This is a genomic window from Tardiphaga sp. 841_E9_N1_2 (assembly GCF_051811065.1).
Taxonomy (GTDB): domain Bacteria; phylum Pseudomonadota; class Alphaproteobacteria; order Rhizobiales; family Xanthobacteraceae; genus Tardiphaga; species Tardiphaga robiniae.
In genome coordinates this window covers 5,484,178-5,501,502 of sequence record NZ_JBPWQC010000001.1, presented here as the reverse complement: position 1 = coordinate 5,501,502, position 17,325 = coordinate 5,484,178, and the positions used below count along the sequence as shown (strand labels likewise).

Here is a 17,325-nt window from a genome sequence, read left to right as displayed (position 1 = left end):
ACTGTTTCCATGCCCCGTGCGACTCATCGAAGTCTCGCGGGGCATTTCTGTCCAATACTTGTCCGTAAGCGGCTTCGCCCATTGCCTGTTACTTGAACATGCCTCAGCGGCATGCACGTTTGCGAAGAAGAATAAGAAAGTACCAAGATGTCTACCCGTTCAAACCGTTTGTTGCTCGGTATTGCCCTTGCGGGTCTCATTCTCGAAAGCTTGGTGTCCCACCCCGCACTGGCGACCGACAAGGTGTCGCTGTTCAAGGTGATCACGGCCAAGGACGAGATCATCATCGGCATTAACGATGATCAGCTCTCCACTTTCGAAGCCAAGAATGCCGGCGGTGTCGCCAAGCATCTGGTCCAGAAGGGTACGTTGACGGCCTGGCAATACGCCGTGCGCAAGGCTGAGGCCGGGGCGCTGGAGCAGGCGCCTTTGCGGCAGGTGGGGCTTATGTCGACTGAGGCACTGCGGGTCGAGCCCTATACCACCCCCCTGAAAATCGTGCCGCTGCCGGACGTGACCGGACAATAGGCAAATATTGCGCCGCGCGCGCCGCTGCCCATGCCTTGGGCGAGCGCTAAGCTCTTTAAATCACAAAGCTATTACGGCAATACCGTCTGGGCGCTGCGATTCATCATGCTGTATCGCAGGTGTCGCAATCGGCCAAAACGTGCTTATATTGGGGTCTGTCCTGAAATGATGTTCTGCGCGCCGCCGGATCGGCTGCATTGCGAATGAAGCGTCGTTTCGTTGCGTATTCAGATGAGGTCCCCGACCATGGCAGCTTTCAGCTACAACACCGCAGCCGAACTCTTCCCCGCCGCGATCCGCAAGAAAAAGCGCGCCGGTTTCGCCTATCGTCGTTTCGATACGGCCGCCGCCGCCGTCCAGTTCGCGATCGAGGAGCTGCCGGCTGACTCGCTGAACGGTGCCTATCTGCAGGTCGAGGAAGCGCGTTTCGACCAGAGCGGCATTCGCTCGCTCTATGAGAGCCAGGACTTCCCGCTGGAGCGCCGCGTGCGCGCCGAAGAGCCTGCGACCGACGACGCCGACGCTGCTTGAGCTTTACGAATTGAGACGATCGCAGCCCGGACTCTGAACTAGAGTCTGGGCTGTTTTTCGAGCCACTTGCGCAGCATTCTGACGTTGCGGACATTGGCCCGGAACATCACGTCGAACGCATCGCCGATAAACGGCACGATGCCGACAGCACCGTCCACCGCAACATTGCCCAGCATGCGCGCCGTGAGATGCCACGGCGCACCGAGCGCCCGTGCCTCGCGCACCACCCATAGCGAGATCGCCGTGGTGATGATGTCGCCCACGATCGGAATCAAGCCGATCAGACCATCGATGCCGTAGCGGATCTTCGTGCCCGGTACGATGAAGGCGACGTCGAGCAGTTTCGCCAGCGCATCCAGCCGCGCCAGCCGTTGCTCGCGCGTGAGATTGGCAAACGGATTGGCGCCCGCTCCGAAGTCGAACTGAAAGCCTTTCAGATCCGGCCGAAGTTGCTCGGGCCGAACCTCAAAACCATCCTGATCGATGATCGGACCATGCGCGGACGCCGCCTTGCGCGGGCGGCCGGCGTCGTAAGTGGTTGATTGACCTGTGCTCATCATGGCCATGACATGGGGGACAGGCGCAGACTCTGCAAGCGGCATCGCGTCACGCCTCATCGGGCGATCCACCGCGATCCCCATATTTGCCGCGCAGAAATTCTCCAACCACCGGTTGAATTGCAAGGAGCCCGCTATATTCTGGCCCCGCCGGGAACGGGCGGGGATGAGCGATGCGACGACCCTTGGGTGACGTGTGCCTCGATATTGCAAGCTTCGCCCGGGAGCGGAAGCACGAATTTCTCTCCTACATCCTGCGGCTCGCGGCAGCAGAGGCCTACCAGACCACGGCCGAGGACGACGCGTTCGAGATGCCAATGCCGCGCCGGCTCGCCGCCCGTGAACTGATCGCCGGTTTCTGGGACTGGGACATCAGCAACGACCGCAACTATCTCGATGCCGGGGCTGCCCGCTTCTTCAATGTCGATCCCGAAACGGCCGCGCGCGGTCTGCCGAACATGGCCTATCTCGCAGCGGTCCATCCCGATGACGTTGACCGGGTGCATGCGGCGGTCGCGGCCGCGATGCGATCAGGCGGCATCTTTGAGTGCGAGTGTCGTCTGATCAAGAACGACCGGATCAGTTGGGTTCTCGCGCGCGGCAGTTGCACGCTGGACGGACATGGCCGCCCCGTCCGCCTGCCCGGCGCGATCATCGACATCACCCACGACAAGACGATGAACTGAGGCGATCAGGCCAGCTTGCGGGCGCGGTCGATGGCTTCATCCATGTTGAGAGCCGGCACCATCGACGGCGCTTCGAGATCGCATAGGGCGAAGCGGTTCTTGCCGTCGTGCTTGGCGGCATAGAGCGCCTGGTCGGCAGCCGCGATCAGTCGCTCCGGATACTGCCCGACCTGCGGGTGCCACTGCGCCACGCCGATGGACGCCGCAATCGGAATCTCGCCGGGCGCACAGCCTGCGGCGTCGATGCGGCACACATCCAGAATGCGGCGCGCGATGTTTGCCGCTTCGTGCAACGTCGTCGCCGGCAGGATGATGCTGAACTCGTCGCCGCCGGAACGCGCGAGCAGATCGCCGGGGCGCAGTTTGCTCTGGGTCATCAGCGTGAAGTGACGCAGGCAATCGTCGCCGGCCGCGTGGCCGTGGCCGTCATTGATTTCCTTGAAGCCGTCGAGATCGATCGCCAGCAGCGCGAACGGCTTTTGCGTGCGACGCGCCAGCGCGCATTCCTCGGTGAGGCGCTGCACCAGATGACGACGATTGGCGACGCCGGTGAGATCGTCGACCAGTGCGAGTTCGGCAACTTCGCCGCGCAGGCGATCGATGGCCATCAGGAGGAATCCGAAATTCCACGACATCGCCAGGAACACCAGCACCAGCACCATCATGGCCTGGAGATTGTTGAAATCGGCAAAGGTCATATTGCCGCCGATATTCGCCAGCGCCGCGGCCGAGCGCACGGCATGCGCAGCAACGAGCGTGATGGCGAGCGAGCCGGCGAGACGGGCGCCGGCATTGCCGCCGCCATCCTTGCGCGACCACAACAGCGGCACGGTCATGACAACGGTGATCGACTGGCCAGCGGAATAGATCAGCACGCGCATCGTCATGTTGTCGTGCCACAGCGTGAACAGCAGCAGGCCGGCAAGGCTGGCGGCGATGATGACGGCTTGCGCGCGCCAGCCCGCCGGGCGGCCGTAAAACTGATTCATGCCGATGGCGGCGAGGCTGGTGGCCAGCAGCAGCAGGCCGTTGCCCAGCACGATGGCGATCAGCGGATCGACGCCGACGCCGCGCAGCACCGAGATGCTGTTGCCGAGCGCCGCGGCGAACGCGGCGGCTGTCCAGTAACGCGCCGCGTGCAGATTGGGATAGCTGGTGGCCACATAGGCCCAGACCACACCGAGGGCCAAAAAGTTGACGGTGAACACCGTGAACAGCGTGCCGACGTTCAACATCGGCGACACCCGCCACGTTGTGCGTCGCGCTTCTGCGCGCTGCTGTCGATCCCCGCCATCACTCTCACCACTCGTTCCCAGCAGGTGGTAAAATGCGTCGGCGACGCTTAACGGAATCTGACTCGCGGCGGATAATCCCCAGTGTGGTTTTGAAAGAGTGAAAGGGAATGAGTTAATCCGACTTTCACCATCGGGGTTCCCCAAGTTCGCCCGGCGGCCGCGCGGCTTAACACAAGCTTAAAACCGCGCGCGCCCTCGCCCTATCGTCCCCTCGCCTATCGGCCGGCCGCCAGCCGATCGGCGAAATAGCCGATGGTCTTGCGATAGATCGTGGCCCTGTTCCACTCGCGCATCGCCTCGAAATTCGCCGTCCCCTCGCCGTAGGGCTGGCCGCCCTTGAAGCCTGCGGTCTTGAGCAGGTTCGCGGTCGAGGCCAGCACGTCCGGCACCGAATGCCTGAGATCGACATGGCCGTTGCCGTCGAAATCGACGCCGTATTTGATGTAGCTCGACGGCAGGAATTGCGTCTGGCCGAGCTCGCCGGCATAGGCGCCGATCAGGTCGCGCTGCGGCAGGTCGCCGCGCTGCAGGATCTTCAGCGCCGCGATCAGCTCGCCCTGAAACAGTTCGGTGCGGCGGCAGTCATGCGCCATGGTGGAGAGCGTGCGGATCACCGGCATCTTGCCGATATCGCCCTTGCCGAAATCCGACTCGAGGCCCCAGATCGCCACCACGATTTCAGGCGGCACGCCGAAGCGTTGCTCGATGCGCGACAGCAGCGAGGCGTGACGCTGCATCATCTGCAGGCCCATGGAGATGCGGCCCTGGCCGACGCGGGTCGAGACATATTGCTCGAAACTCTTGTTGAAGGTGCCGCGCTGGCGGCGATCGAACGACAGCACCGCGGGGTCCTGCGTCACGCCGGCAAAGGCCTGCGAGATCACGCCCTGCGACACGCCGGCGGCGGCCGCCTCCTGCGACATGGCCGCGATGAAACTCTGGAAGTCGCCGCCGCATTTGGCGGCCTGCGAGGCGGTGGCCGTCAGCGCAACCGAGACGAAGGACACAGCGGCAATGGCAATGGCGGTGATACGATTGGTCATGAAAAACCTGTTAGGTTGGCGATACCGGAGTGTGGCATGACCGGTGTGTCCGAACAACGGCGCGCCTTGTTCTCGTCATTCCGGGGCGCGCGCGACGCCGAAGGCGGCAAGCGTGAACCCGGAATCCCGACATGGCCTAGCGCTATCTGAGCCTCCCATGTCGGGATTCCGGGCTCGCGTCCGGCAAGCGCCGGCCGCGCCCCGGAATGACGTGCGTGGGATCTTCAGACATGCGTCATCACCCCTGTTGTTTGCGGCGCGGGGGCGCCGTCGTCTGTCGCATTCCCACCCTCCTGAGAGAGGGCGTGCGGAACGCCAGGTGCCCGTTGCACCCGTGGGCCTGATGCGAATGCGGTCTTCCGCAATTGTGAGTGCATCAGGACTTTCGGAGGCGCCGAGCAAGTGCCCGACGTTCCGCATACGGTGTTTTTTCGGTTGCTTGCACATCTGCCATGGCGAACGGTCCCATCACCAAAATTAATGTCCCAGGGCGGAGGGACAGGGTAGCCTCAAGCGAGTAAGCCGAACGCGTTTCGATTTGGTCGTCCGTCACACTGTCCAGGGGTCTTTCCATCTCAAGGTCGACCGTGTCCTTGCCAGTGGCAGTGCTGGCGCAGATCCGTCCTGCCCGAAGACAGACGTTCCCCATGAACCGCGTGACGCCGCATCTCCGGCGTCCACCGCATCCTGCCCCGCGAACGTGACGATCGCGATCGCCCCTCTCGGTGGGGCAGGACGGAGGGATAATAATCCTTATTCCCGAAACGTCAAGAACAAATCATGAACTTTTGGACGCAGGCCGCGCGGCGCGTCCCGCCGGTAACCACTGCCCGCTTTTGCCCACAGATGCATGCACGCTTTGCGCGCTAAGGCTTTGACTTCGCCTGCGCCATCCCCCACTTAACCGCCATGGCCAAAAAACCCGGTACCAATCCCAAAGGCGAATTCGCCTTCTTCAACGTCTTCTATGAAGACGGCTCGCAGCGCTCCAACCGCCGCGTGCCCTCCGAATTGCTTGGGGGACTCGACGGCGACGAGCCGGCCAAAGCCGCCATCGCCGAGCAGGACCGCGAGATCGCCGAAAAGTCCGGCCGTCCGGCGCTGGAGATCAAGAGCGTCGAGCGCGTGGGCGCGAAGAAGAAGTAGGCGTCCCCGTAAAACAGCCGATTTCTGTGTATGGCAAGCAATCATCAGAACACACCTATAAATTGAGTGATAGATAACGCCTCGCGGTGAATATTTGCGAGAAACGTTATATGAAGCACAGTGATCGTCCAGTCACACGCCCAAGTGATGACTTGCTGGGGCGGTCGAGGTTTTCACTCGCACTGGCCCGCTCGATCGATACGCTGCTGCTGGCAAAAGATGGCTTTGTGATCGCAGTGATCGGCGATTGGGGGGCTGGCAAGAGTAGCGTTATTGAAATGACGTTACGTCACTTGACTCACATTGAAATGGAGCGCGTCGCAGCTCTTGCCTCCGAAGAACCACAGACCTTGGACGCATTGGAGAAGCTAGCAGACGTCTACGACATCATTCGCGATCGTGTGGACGTATACGATGTATCGGGCTTCAATTTTTCAAACACAAGATTTGATTACAGAGTTGACCAATTCAAAAAGTGGCTCGAGTCAGAAGAGGAAGCAAAAAAAGCAGACACCTATTGGAAGCTTCTTCAAACGACCGAGGGCCAGAGGCGAACAATCCAAGTCAGATTTTCACCTTGGTTGATAGCAGGACGATCAGAGCTCGCTACCGCTCTTCTGAGCGAACTAGCCAGGGCACTCGGAGAGAAATTAGGTCCGGGAATCCAAAAGGCTTTTGCATCACTACTAGGTCGACTTGGAGAACTCGCCCCTATACAGAGGATTAGCTCAGCGTAATCCGCCATCCAATTTTCGAAGAATTACGCTTCGCTAACCCCCACCCGTCATCTGCCTGTTCGTCATCACCTGCGCCGCGATGATGATCCACGGGATCACTAGCTCCGGCACCAGATAGGTGATCTACAGTGCCTGCGGTTCGGGCAGGCCCGGCCTGTCGTGTTCGCCAAGCTCATGCTAAATTTCTAAAACGTCGGGGCAGCAATATGCCACTGCAAAAGCATATCAATATCGACTAGCTCCACTTTCTCCGAGAGCGCTGCCGACGATATTGCTTCCTCCGTAAATTTTGACGTGGTGACGATATAACCGCGCCACGCATTGTGCTCCTCGATGACGCCCTTGAATTGCTGGACCGTGGGGCGTCCCACCTTGTTTTCACTTCCGTTTCGCTTGCATTGAACAACGATCGGACCGTTATCGTGAACAGCAATGCCATCGGCTCCGAGATCATTCGACTTTGGCGTAACGAGCGATTCCAAACCCGCCGTCTTGAAAAAATTCATTATGTACTTCTCGAAGTCGAATGGGTCCATCTCCAATAGATATTCTCGCCTTGCCACTTCCTCGTCAGGCATCGCGAAAGGCGCGGGATCAACTGGTTGATCCCTCATTGCCGCTTTCATGGCCGCACTCGCGCGCCGCATCCGCTCGTCATTGATAATAACTTCAATGATCTCGGCGATATGCGGCCTCACACCCGGACTCGTTACGACTGTTTCAATAATCGAGGTGATACCAGCCGCACCGAGAAAGATCAGGAGCAGCACGGGCACACCGAGAGCGCCCCCGAATGCGGCTATGCCTGCAGCCTGTCCTCCGAACATCGGGATCGCAGCAAGCGTTGCCGGCAGAGCTATTTTCATCGACCAAGGAAGACTCGAACTCCGATAGTTCGAGACAGATTCAGAAACGCTCCCGGCGACTGCCTTGATCGCAGCACGCGAGTTAATCAGCTCATTAAGTTTCTTGAACTTCTCGACTGGTCGCAGATCGCTGGCCACTACCTCACGCGATTGGCCCAGCCATTGGATGGCGATCACACGATCTTCCGGCCGGGTCATATGCTTAATGGCTGAGGCGAAGACGCCCACCAGCCATTTTTTGATACCTTCTGTGACGGAATTGAACATTTCTTATCAGACGGCCCTTCAAGCAAGTGACTTCAAAGTTTGAAATAGCAACCAGCCGTAAGACGCAATAGCGTAGCGTATTGCACCGCCTCGACGTGTATTTGGCAGATTACACTTCGCTAACCCACCCTACAGCCCTCACCCAGCCCCACCCGCCATCTGCCTGTTCGTCATCACCTGCGCCGCGATGATGATCCACGGGATCACCAGCTCCGGCACGAGATAGGTGATCCACACGGCATGCGGTTCGGGCAGGCCGACCTTTGATATCGACAGCACACGGCCGAGGCCGCCGACGAACACCGTCGCCGCCATCAGGACAACCAGCGTGTTGTGCTCGCGAATGGTCGATGCCGCCCACAGGCCCATGACGCCCGACATCAGATAGATGCCGCCCATGAAGCGATGCACGTTGTCGAGCCGCGGCGCGGTCTCGGGCTGGCCCAGATACATCTGCAGCGAGCCGCCGAAGATGGCGATGGCGCCGACCAGAAACAGGCAGACCTGGGCAACGCGCTGACTGAGCAGCATCGGTTCGGCGGGCATGGCAATATCCCTTTTGAAAATGTGCAACGGCAATGCCCGACGCTAGCGCGCGGCCGGGAACAATCATAGGGTGTGCTGCAGTGATCCTGTGGAGCGGCGTTTGCTGCTGGCGAAGGCCGGGGATGTATCAAAGCTGCCGGTGATCGCCGGCTGCCTGAGCTGAGTGAATGCATGGACGCGCGAAAGCTTCCGGGACAGCGGATCTTCGACCTCTATCTCCTCGCCGACACATGGCATGCCGACTTCAACGCGAAGGACCGGGGCGTCGGCCTGAGTGACGATTCCATCGCCTGGATCGTCGGAAGCAAGACGGAAACAATGCCGCTGGCGCAGATCGTCAGCGTTCGCCTGCAATATATGCCTGAGAACGAAGACAAGCGCGCACACCGGACCTGCACGATCGATTTCGGCGCGCACCGGCAGCTCATTGTCACCGATCGCCATGGCCGGTGGGGGCAGAAGACGGCGCCTGACTATCGCGCCTTCGTGCACGATCTGCACAACCGACTAGTCGCCTATGGCTCGCCATCGGTGCGCTACTTGGCAGGAAAGTCTCCGCGGCAAGCCCGCATAGAGCGCGTGATACTCGGCGCATTCCTGCTGTTGTTCGGACTCGTCTCGCTGCTGTCCGATCCCGTTCCGAAGAGCGCGCTAGGCCTTCTGTTCATCGTGCTTGCTGCAGTCGCCTTTCTGTCGGCGATGGGCATGGACATGTCCAAGGTCACCGAATACGACCCGACGGAGCTGCCGGAAGCGCTGATCGTACCGGATGAAGGGCGGCTTGCGAGAACGCGCTAGCGGGGTATGGGCGCGACAATGAGGCGGCGGCGTGTGTGGCGCCCCCCATCTCCGCGCTCCCGCGCACAGCGAGTGTGACCCGAAAGGTGGAGATCGAGGCTGCGTCGGTGACGGCCCCTCACCCGACCGGCTCCGCCGGTCGACCTCTCCTCGCATTGCGGGGAGAGGTTAAGAGCGCGCACGATAAAAAGGCGGACCTTGCGGTCCGCCTTTTTTATTCGGTCACCCCGCTCGTCGCGGAAAAGTATTGCAGGCCCCGCGTCACGCCAGCCTGAGCGTGAGCTGCCGTTCGCGGCCGGCGTGGCGCAGGACGAAGTCGTCGAGCGACGAGGTGACGTCCTCGTAATTGCGGTCGGCGCGGCGGCGGATCTCGCGGGCGACGTCTTCCGACACGTCGTCGGCCCAGCGCTCGGCCGTGTTGAAGGCGATCACGCGCTGCGGATCGTTGTACTGGCCGGACATCAGGTCGGCGATGACGGTTTCGAGATCGGTCGCCGCGACATCGGCCTCGCGCCAGGCGCAGCCGGCGCGGTCGAAACAATCCAGCACGAGATAGACGGTCTGCTCGCCGGCATCCGGCACCAGCGACGGGGTCCAGGCGCGCGTCATCCCGCCCTCCTGCCCTTGGTTACGCCTTTGGCCACCGGCCGCGCCGCCTTCTTCGCCGGCGCGGGCTCCTTCTTGCCGGTGATCGGCAGCAGCATTTCCTTCTGGCCGGCGACGCGCTTCGGCGGCTTCTTCGGCTTCGGCGCGGCGCCGCCGCCCTTGAGGCTCTGCTGCAGAGCAGTCATCAGATCGACCACATTGGTGCCGGGCCGCGCCTTGCCATGCGGCTTGAGGGCGACGCCGCTGCGCTTCTGGTTGACGAGATCGACCAATGCGGACTCGTAGCGATCCTCGAATTTGCCGGGCTCGAATTCGGCGGCCTTCTGCTCCACGATATGCCGCGCCAGATCGAGCATATCCTTGGTGACCTTGACGTCCTGGATGTCGTCGAAATACTCCGCCTCGTCGCGCACCTCATAGGGATAGCGCAGCAGCGTGCCCATCAGCCCGTTCTTCAACGGCTCCAGCGCGATGATGTGCTCGCGATTGGTGAGCACGAGCCGGCCGATGGCCACCTTGCCCATGTCGCGGATGGTCTCGCGGATCACCGCATAGGCGTCGTGGCCTATCTTGCCATCGGGCACGAGGTAATAGGGACGGATGGCGTAGCGCGGGTCGATATCGGCCTTCGGCACGAATTCGTCGATCTCGATGGTCCGGGTGGAGTCCAGCGCGATGTTGTCGAGTTCGTCTTTCGACACCTCGACATAGGTATCGGTATCGACCTTGAAGCCCTTCATGATGTCGTCCGCCGCCACCTCCTCGCCGGTATCCGCGTCGACCTTGAGATATTTGATGCGATGGCCGGTGTTGCGGTTGATCTGGTTGAAGCTGATCTTCTCGGAATCCGACGTGGCGGGAAACAGCGCGACCGGACAGCTCACGAGGGACAGGCGCAAAAAGCCCTTCCAATTGGCACGCGGGGCCATGGCAATACTCCAACTCACACGACGCGACACAATCCCGACTCAAGCGGGACCCGCCCGATTTGTTCCCGGCGCCGGAACCAGTTCGGCCAGGCCGACCTTCGAACAGCACGCGGCCGAGGCCGCCGACGCGCACCGCAGGTGCGCGCGCCCATCTCGATGAAGAGAGCTGTCGGGCTGACCAAATCCAGGCCGCGACTACAGCGCCCACGTAAAGAACGCGACGATGTCGCGATCGAAGCGCTCATGAAATGCAGCGCGGTCGAACCCCGGTCTGCTGGTGCAGATCGCCGGCACGCGTGTTGCCAGTTGCGCGGAGCATGGCGTCAAGAAATCGTAGTGCCCGGCATTCGCCACGACATGCGCCTCGGGCAACGTCGGCAAAGCGAGGCGGACGGCCTCCGCATAATAGGGATGTGGCAGGACCTGGTCGTCCTCGGCCCGCCAAAGCTGGACCGGCTGACGGACCGCCGCCAGGCCCTTGCGACCGAAGGCAAAACCAAGGGCGGGCGCCGCGGAGACGACCGCCTTGATGCGCAGATCGTGGGCCCAGACGATATCGGCATCCAGCGGAAGCGGGTGCCGTTCGACGATCTGGCAATCTTCGAAAGCGGGATGCGCCCTGCAGTGATCCCCGAGAGTCCGCAGGTCCGGCTCGCCACCGGCCACCGCGAGCACCGTGAAACCGCCGGCCGAGAAGCCGAAGGCGCCGACGCGCGTCGCATCGATACGCCCATGGTCCCCCCATGCGTCCAGCATATAATCCGTGACCAGCTTGAATTGGCGCGGCCGTTCCCAGATCGCGGTGGGGTTGCCCGGGTCGCGCCAGCTATCGCCGTTATGCGTGAGGGCGGCGACGACGAAACCTGCATTGGCCAAGGCCATGGCGGTGTCGAGATGCCCGGCATAGGAGCCCCCGTGACCATGGGATATGACCACCAGCGGCAGGCGGTCACCCGCGACCGCCGCATCGCGGGCAACCATCTGTTGATCGGACTCAATCGCCTGCAGCTTCGGCGCAGCGCCGGTGGGATACCAAACGCCGACCTCGATGGGTGGCCCTTGTGGATCGCTGATGCTGAAATGCTGGAAGCCGACCGCGGCGTCGGCCTGGCTGGCGGCGGCGATAGCGATGAATGCGACGAAAACCTGTGCGATGATGCTGCGCATGGAACCTCCTGCGGATTGGGATGACACCCGAGTTCTGCAAAGGGCGACGCCCTGCGCCAGCCGTTGTTCGCCAATGGGCGAACGGGTTCGCCGGTGGGCGGACCGCTGCGATGAGACGTCATGAGCAACGCTTGGCAACGTGATTTTCTGCGGGATTGGGCCGTCGACCTGGCGATCGCGACCGTCTGCGCCATCTTCCTCGGCCTGATCGGACCATTCGGCAGCTATCTGAATGGACCGGCATGGCAGCGCGTGGCGTTTCAGCTTGCCTGCTTCTGGTCGGGAATCCTGCTGTATGGGTCCCTGATCCGCGTGGTGCTGCGATTCCAGTTGAGGCCGTGGATGACGTGGACGGCCATCGTCCTCGGCGTCGCCATCCTGACCGTCCCATTTCAGATCTGGACCGCGTGGATCGGCGTATCGATATGGCCGTTCCTGAGAAGGCTGGGCCCGCTCGACTGGTATGTGCAAGGACTGATCACCGCCCTGCCTGTCGTGCTCGGCTTCACCCTGTTGCTTCAGGCGCGACGACACAAGCAGCACCAGGCCAAGGAAGCCGACGACGCGCCACCAACGGCTTTCGGCCTGCTCGGTGCGCCGCCCTTCGCGGTGCTTTGCCTGCAGATGGAAGATCACTATGTCCGCGTCCACCATATCGCCGGCCACTCCCGGTTGGTGCTGGCAACGCTCAATCAGGCCATGACGGCTCTCGGCACCGCTGACGGCCTGCAGGTGCACCGGTCATGGTGGGTCGCGAGGAAGGCCGTTGTGCGCGTCGTGACCGAGGGCCGCAATCTGCGCCTGCAACTCGTCAACGGGATCACCGCCCCTGTCTCCCGCTCGGCCGTGGCCATGGTGCGCGAGGCCGGCTGGCTCACGACAGAGACCGCGCCGGACAATCGCGGCGTCGAACCAGCGCGCGCAGGACCGATTGGCGACACGTAGTCCGCCATCCGCTCCGCGGCGGGTGACACGCGCGACACAAAGCCTCTTGACGAAAAGAACAAATCATGAACATATTTGCAGCCACGTACCCCGGCAACGAGCGCGTGAAAGCACGGCACGCACATACGAAAATGCCCGGCGCGAGGCCGGGCATCATCAGAAGGATCGAGTGATCGACAGCGACCGTTAGTTATCCAGGAACGACCGCAGCTTGCGCGACCGCGACGGGTGCTTGAGCTTGCGCAGCGCCTTGGCTTCGATCTGACGGATACGTTCGCGGGTCACCGAGAACTGCTGTCCGACTTCTTCCAGCGTGTGGTCGGTGTTCATGCCGATGCCGAAGCGCATGCGCAGCACGCGCTCTTCGCGCGGGGTGAGCGAGGCCAGCACGCGCGTGGTGGTTTCGCGCAGGTTGGACTGGATCGCCGCGTCGATGGGGAGGATCGCGTTCTTGTCCTCGATGAAATCGCCGAGATGCGAGTCTTCCTCGTCACCCACGGGGGTTTCGAGCGACAGCGGCTCCTTGGCGATCTTCAGAACCTTGCGCACTTTCTCCAGCGGCATGCCGAGCTTTTCGGCGAGCTCTTCCGGGGTCGGCTCGCGGCCGATCTCGTTGAGCATCTGACGCGAGGTGCGCACGATCTTGTTGATCGTCTCGATCATGTGCACGGGAATGCGGATGGTGCGGGCCTGATCAGCGATCGAACGGGTGATCGCCTGCCGGATCCACCAGGTCGCATAGGTCGAGAACTTGTAGCCGCGGCGATATTCGAACTTATCGACGGCCTTCATCAGGCCGATATTGCCTTCCTGGATCAGATCCAGGAACTGCAGGCCGCGATTGGTATACTTCTTGGCGATCGAGATCACGAGACGGAGGTTGGCTTCCACCATCTCCTTCTTGGCCTGACGGGCTTCGCGCTCGCCCTTCTGCACGCCGTGCACGATCTTGCGGAATTCGCCGATCTCAAGGCCCGTGAGGGCCGCGAGCTGCTGGATTTCGCCGCGCAGTTCCTTGATGCGGTCCTTCTCGATGGCGACGAAGTTCTTCCAGCCCTTGGCCGAGAGTTTCGAGACGCGGTTGAGCCAGCGCGGATCGAGCTCCGAGCCCTGATAGTTGCGCAGGAAGTCCTCGCGCGCGACGCCGTGGCTGTCGCCGAGACGCAGCAGGCGGCCTTCGAACGACACGAGGCGCTTGTTGATGTCGTAGAGCTGCTCGACGAGTGAATCGATACGCGCCTGGTTGAGGCGCAGCGACTTCACCTCGACGATGATCTCGTCCTTGAGCTTCTTGTACTTGCGCTCCTGCGACGGCGAAAGCGAGGGGCCCTGCGAGGCGCTCTCGAGCTGGTTCGCAATGTCCTGTTCCTGCAGCTTGCGCAGCTTCTTGTAGCTGTCGGCGATCTTGTCGAAGGTCTCGACCACCTTCGGCTTCAGCTCGGCCTCGATGGCGGCGAGCGACATCTGGTTCTCGAACTCGTCGTCGTCCATGTCGCCGTCGGCAGCGCCTTCCGACGTGCTTTCGCCGGCGGGAGCAGCGGCAGGCGCCGAACGCGGCGGCGCCGGACGGAACGGCGTGGCGGACGGCGGCGCAGCCGGCGGTGCGGCCACGGCTTCGGCGCCTTCGGCCACAGCTTCGCCATCGCCTGTGGGCGGGGCGATCAGCGCCGGGTTCATGTTGTTCTTGGCGTCGGGGCCAGCGTAAGTCGCTTCGAGATCGATGATGTCGCGAAGGAAGATCTTTCCTTCGTTGAGTTCATCGCGCCAGATGATGATGGCCTGGAAGGTCAGCGGGCTTTCGCAGAGGCCTGCGATCATCGCCTCGCGGCCGGCCTCGATGCGCTTCGCAATGGCGATTTCGCCTTCGCGCGACAACAGCTCGACGGTGCCCATCTCGCGCAGATACATGCGGACGGGATCGTCGGTGCGCTCGCCGGGCTCCGACTTCTTGACTTCGGTGACGGCCTTCTGCGTGACTTCGACGAGTTCGTTGTCGGTATCGTCGTCCTCGTCCTTGCTCTCTTCCTCGCCGTCGCTGTCTTCGTTTTCGGAAACGTTGATGCCCATGTCGGAGAGCATCGACATGATGTCTTCGATCTGTTCAGGAGAGGTGGTATCGGATGGCAAGACGTCGTTGAGCTGATCGAAGGTCACGAAGCCGCGCTTCTTGGCCTGCTTGATCATCTTCTTGACGGCAGCGTCGGACAGGTCGAGCAAAGGTGACGGCGCGTCTGCGGAGTCCTTCTCCGGCGTGTCAGCTGCCTTGTCGTCTTTTTCCTTGTCCTTGGTCTGCAGCGTCTTTGCCTTGGTGGCCATTCAATGCTCCTGAAACGCGCTCACGCCGGGGGCGTCACCGCCCCACTATCAATCCAGGGGGCGCAAGCGCCCCGATCCAATCATCGTCACCGCTTGACGCACAAAGGGCGGCGCATATCCATCGCCACCCCCGACGTCGTCTTCGCGGTTTTCACTACTTAAGCCCAGACCCTTAACGTGGAGAGCCTTAAGCCCGGATTAACCCTGTTTTTGCAGCCAAACCATGGGTTTGGCGAGTCTTTTCGCGGTTTGCCCGGGCACCATCCGCAGCAAAGTTGCTTCACGAACTGCGCTGGAACCGCCCCGAGGATTCTCCGAACCCCTCGATCAGCGCCTCGATCCCGTCGACCTCAGCCAACCGGGCCTTCACATCGCGCAACCAGCCGTAGTTCGTTTCACTCGCTTCTGCGCCCAGAGCAAGCTCCGCGTCTTTAAGCTCCCTAAGTAATGAGTGCCACTGGCGATGCAAGGCAACGAGCTGCGTCCAGGTGGAAAGAACATCCTCGCGGGCCGCACCAGGCCGCGCCGCCCACACCGCCTGAGTGGTAACTGCCTGCTCAACATGCTGTAATTGCTCAGAATATCCGGCTTTAACCAGATCTGAACGCATTTGTTCACTTTGCTCGGCCTCATCGCCGTGATGATGCTCATGGGCAAAGGCCGCGATGATCCCGGCACGCAACCGGTGCATCTCGGGATGGGCGAGTTCCAGTGCCGCCACCTCCTCCAGCCGGTCATGCAGCAGCCAGGGATGGTTGATCAGCGACTGCACGATCAGCGCCTCGCGCCTCGAAATGGCGCTGCGCTGGCCGCGCATGATCGACGAGGTCGCAAGCTGTGGACTAACCACCTGATAGGGCCCGCGCTGGATGGTTTGCGGCCCGGCATTGGCCCCGCCGCGTCCGCCGCCACTGATTCGCCCGGCTGGACCGGGGGTAAACGGACGCGGGGAACGGGCAAAACCGCCGCCTCCGCCACCCTGCTGGAAGCCGCCGCGGCCACCGTTGTTACCGCCATAGTTACCGCCGTAGTTTTTTGGGCCGGTGCCGAAGGCGCGCTGCAGCCTCTCGGTCATGTCCTGGCGGTAGTATTTCTTCACGACATCGTCGCGGATGCCGTTCGACAATTCGTTGATGCGCGCCTCCAGCGCCGCACGGCGCTCCGGCGTCGCAAACGTGCCGCCGGCGATCTCGCGTGCCCAGATCAGATCCGACAGCGTGCCCGCCGCCGCCATCACGTCCTCGATCGCCGCGCGCCCGCCGGAGCGCGCGAGGTCGTCGGGATCCTGTCCTTCGGGCAGCAGCGCAAATCGCAAACTCTTGCCGGGCTTGAGATGCGGCAGCGCCAGCTCCGCCGCGCGCCATGCCGCTTTCTGCCCGGCCTTGTCGCCGTCGAAACACAGGATCGGCTCGTCGGCCATCTTCCAGAGCAGCTGCAACTGGTTCTCGGTCAGCGCCGTGCCGAGCGGCGCGACCGCACCGGGAAAGCCGACGCCGACCATGGCGATGACGTCGACATAGCCTTCGACCACCACCAAAGGCGCGCCGTCGTGGGCAGCCTTTCGCGCCATCGGCAGGTTGTAGAGATTGTCGCCCTTGTGAAACAGCGGTGTTTCCGGCGAGTTCAGATATTTCGCCGGCGCATCCTTCTTCAGCGCGCGGCCGCCAAAGGCGATGATGCGTCCGCGCACATCGGAAATCGGAAACATCACGCGATCGCGAAAGCGATCATAGGGCACCGGGATGTCTTCGCCGCCGATCAGCAATCCGGCCTCGACCATGTCTGGCACGGGCACGCCGGCGGCGCCGAGATATTCCTTCAGCGCGAACCGATCTTCGGATGCGAAGCCCATGCGGAACTGGAGCTGCACCGCGGGCGTGATACCGCGATCGGCGAGATAGCCGCGCGCGCGGGCGCCTTCGCGCCCCACCAGCGTGTCCGCGAAGAATTTTGCGGCGAGATCCATGACGTCATAGAGCGTCTTGCGGCGCTGCTCGTGGCGCGCGGCATCCGGCGTCGCCGCCGGCAGCGCCACCCCCGCCATCTGCGCCAGCCGCTCCACCGCCTCGACGAAACTCGCGCCGTCGGTCTCCATCACGAAATTGATGATGTCGCCATGCTTGCCGCTGGAGAAGTCGTGGTAAAATCCCTTCTCGTCATTGACGAAAAACGACGGCGACTTCTCTTGCTGGAACGGCGACAGCCCTTTCCACTCCCGCCCCGCCTTCTTCAACTTGACGCGCTTGCTCACGACTTCCGAAACCGGAAGCCGGGCGCGCAGATCGTCGAGGAATTGGGGCGTGAAGCGCATGGGGCAGTTATCGTGCGATCGGGTTAGGTAAGTGTTGCGGGCTCGGATGTG

The 17,325-nt window shown here is 62.1% G+C and carries 17 protein-coding genes; 7 read left to right on the top strand and 10 right to left on the bottom strand.

Going from position 1 to position 17,325, the window contains the following annotated elements:
• Nucleotides 1-147 precede the first annotated feature (147 nt).
• On the top strand, nt 148-528 hold the full coding sequence (locus AB8A50_RS26350) for a hypothetical protein (protein ID WP_139285870.1): 381 nt from the start codon (nt 148-150) through the stop codon (nt 526-528).
• A 246-nt stretch (nt 529-774) separates the two neighbouring features.
• Nucleotides 775-1,059: a hypothetical protein gene (locus AB8A50_RS26345; protein WP_068733430.1), complete on the top strand. Its 285-nt coding sequence runs from the start codon at nt 775-777 to the stop codon at nt 1,057-1,059.
• A gap of 38 nt (nt 1,060-1,097) precedes the next feature.
• Here the strand turns inward: AB8A50_RS26345 and AB8A50_RS26340 are convergent, their stop codons facing one another.
• Complete coding sequence (locus AB8A50_RS26340) at nt 1,098-1,619, bottom strand: DUF4112 domain-containing protein (RefSeq protein WP_439080037.1); 522 nt, start codon at nt 1,617-1,619, stop codon at nt 1,098-1,100.
• A gap of 170 nt (nt 1,620-1,789) precedes the next feature.
• Here AB8A50_RS26340 and AB8A50_RS26335 point away from each other — a divergent pair, with 170 nt between their 5' ends.
• Complete coding sequence (locus AB8A50_RS26335) at nt 1,790-2,302, top strand: PAS domain-containing protein (protein ID WP_089262075.1); 513 nt, start codon at nt 1,790-1,792, stop codon at nt 2,300-2,302.
• Nucleotides 2,303-2,307: 5 nt separating this feature from the next.
• On the opposite strand, the gene AB8A50_RS26330 is transcribed toward AB8A50_RS26335, so the two are convergent.
• Nucleotides 2,308-3,537: a GGDEF domain-containing protein gene (locus tag AB8A50_RS26330; protein WP_439079450.1), complete on the bottom strand. Its 1,230-nt coding sequence runs from the start codon at nt 3,535-3,537 to the stop codon at nt 2,308-2,310.
• A 275-nt stretch (nt 3,538-3,812) separates the two neighbouring features.
• A complete protein-coding gene (locus tag AB8A50_RS26325; protein WP_170849748.1) occupies nt 3,813-4,640 on the bottom strand; it encodes a lytic murein transglycosylase in 828 nt (275 codons plus the stop codon).
• 909 nt (nt 4,641-5,549) lie between these two features.
• Here AB8A50_RS26325 and AB8A50_RS26320 point away from each other — a divergent pair.
• Both AB8A50_RS26320 and AB8A50_RS26315 read left to right on the top strand, forming a co-directional pair.
• Entirely contained in the window at nt 5,550-5,786 is a 237-nt protein-coding gene (locus AB8A50_RS26320) for a hypothetical protein (protein ID WP_068733419.1), read from the top strand.
• Between the two features lie 110 nt (nt 5,787-5,896).
• Complete coding sequence (locus AB8A50_RS26315) at nt 5,897-6,523, top strand: P-loop NTPase fold protein (RefSeq protein ID WP_439079449.1); 627 nt, start codon at nt 5,897-5,899, stop codon at nt 6,521-6,523.
• A gap of 185 nt (nt 6,524-6,708) precedes the next feature.
• Here the strand turns inward: AB8A50_RS26315 and AB8A50_RS26310 are convergent, their stop codons facing one another.
• Both AB8A50_RS26310 and AB8A50_RS26305 read right to left on the bottom strand, forming a co-directional pair.
• Complete coding sequence (locus tag AB8A50_RS26310; protein WP_439079448.1) at nt 6,709-7,656, bottom strand: restriction endonuclease; 948 nt, start codon at nt 7,654-7,656, stop codon at nt 6,709-6,711.
• A 138-nt stretch (nt 7,657-7,794) separates the two neighbouring features.
• Nucleotides 7,795-8,202 carry a DUF4345 domain-containing protein gene (locus AB8A50_RS26305; RefSeq protein WP_439079447.1) on the bottom strand — a complete coding sequence of 136 codons (408 nt, stop codon included), beginning with the start codon at nt 8,200-8,202 and terminating at the stop codon, nt 7,795-7,797.
• A gap of 171 nt (nt 8,203-8,373) precedes the next feature.
• On the opposite strand from AB8A50_RS26305, the gene AB8A50_RS26300 reads away from it, so the two are divergent.
• Nucleotides 8,374-9,000 carry a hypothetical protein gene (locus tag AB8A50_RS26300; RefSeq protein ID WP_439079446.1) on the top strand — a complete coding sequence of 209 codons (627 nt, stop codon included), beginning with the start codon at nt 8,374-8,376 and terminating at the stop codon, nt 8,998-9,000.
• 261 nt (nt 9,001-9,261) lie between these two features.
• On the opposite strand, the gene AB8A50_RS26295 is transcribed toward AB8A50_RS26300, so the two are convergent.
• From AB8A50_RS26295 to AB8A50_RS26285, 3 genes are all read right to left on the bottom strand, one after another.
• Entirely contained in the window at nt 9,262-9,609 is a 348-nt protein-coding gene (locus tag AB8A50_RS26295) for a hypothetical protein (protein WP_439079445.1), read from the bottom strand.
• Nucleotides 9,606-10,535: a Ku protein gene (locus AB8A50_RS26290; protein WP_439079444.1), complete on the bottom strand. Its 930-nt coding sequence runs from the start codon at nt 10,533-10,535 to the stop codon at nt 9,606-9,608. Before AB8A50_RS26290 ends, AB8A50_RS26295 begins: the two co-directional genes overlap by 4 nt.
• 195 nt (nt 10,536-10,730) lie before the next feature.
• On the bottom strand, nt 10,731-11,702 hold the full coding sequence (locus tag AB8A50_RS26285; RefSeq protein ID WP_439079443.1) for an alpha/beta hydrolase family protein: 972 nt from the start codon (nt 11,700-11,702) through the stop codon (nt 10,731-10,733).
• Nucleotides 11,703-11,822: 120 nt separating this feature from the next.
• Here AB8A50_RS26285 and AB8A50_RS26280 point away from each other — a divergent pair, with 120 nt between their 5' ends.
• The gene (locus AB8A50_RS26280; RefSeq protein WP_439079442.1) at nt 11,823-12,647 is read left to right on the top strand and encodes a LytTR family DNA-binding domain-containing protein; all 825 of its coding nucleotides are present in this window, start codon (nt 11,823-11,825) and stop codon (nt 12,645-12,647) included.
• Nucleotides 12,648-12,833: 186 nt separating this feature from the next.
• Here AB8A50_RS26280 and rpoD read toward each other — a convergent pair whose 3' ends face one another.
• Together rpoD and dnaG are read right to left on the bottom strand one after the other, a co-directional pair.
• A complete protein-coding gene (rpoD, locus tag AB8A50_RS26275; RefSeq protein WP_089262093.1) occupies nt 12,834-14,963 on the bottom strand; it encodes an RNA polymerase sigma factor RpoD in 2,130 nt (709 codons plus the stop codon).
• 280 nt (nt 14,964-15,243) lie between these two features.
• Entirely contained in the window at nt 15,244-17,274 is a 2,031-nt protein-coding gene (gene dnaG / locus AB8A50_RS26270; protein ID WP_089262095.1) for a DNA primase, read from the bottom strand.
• Nucleotides 17,275-17,325: the final 51 nt, after the last annotated feature.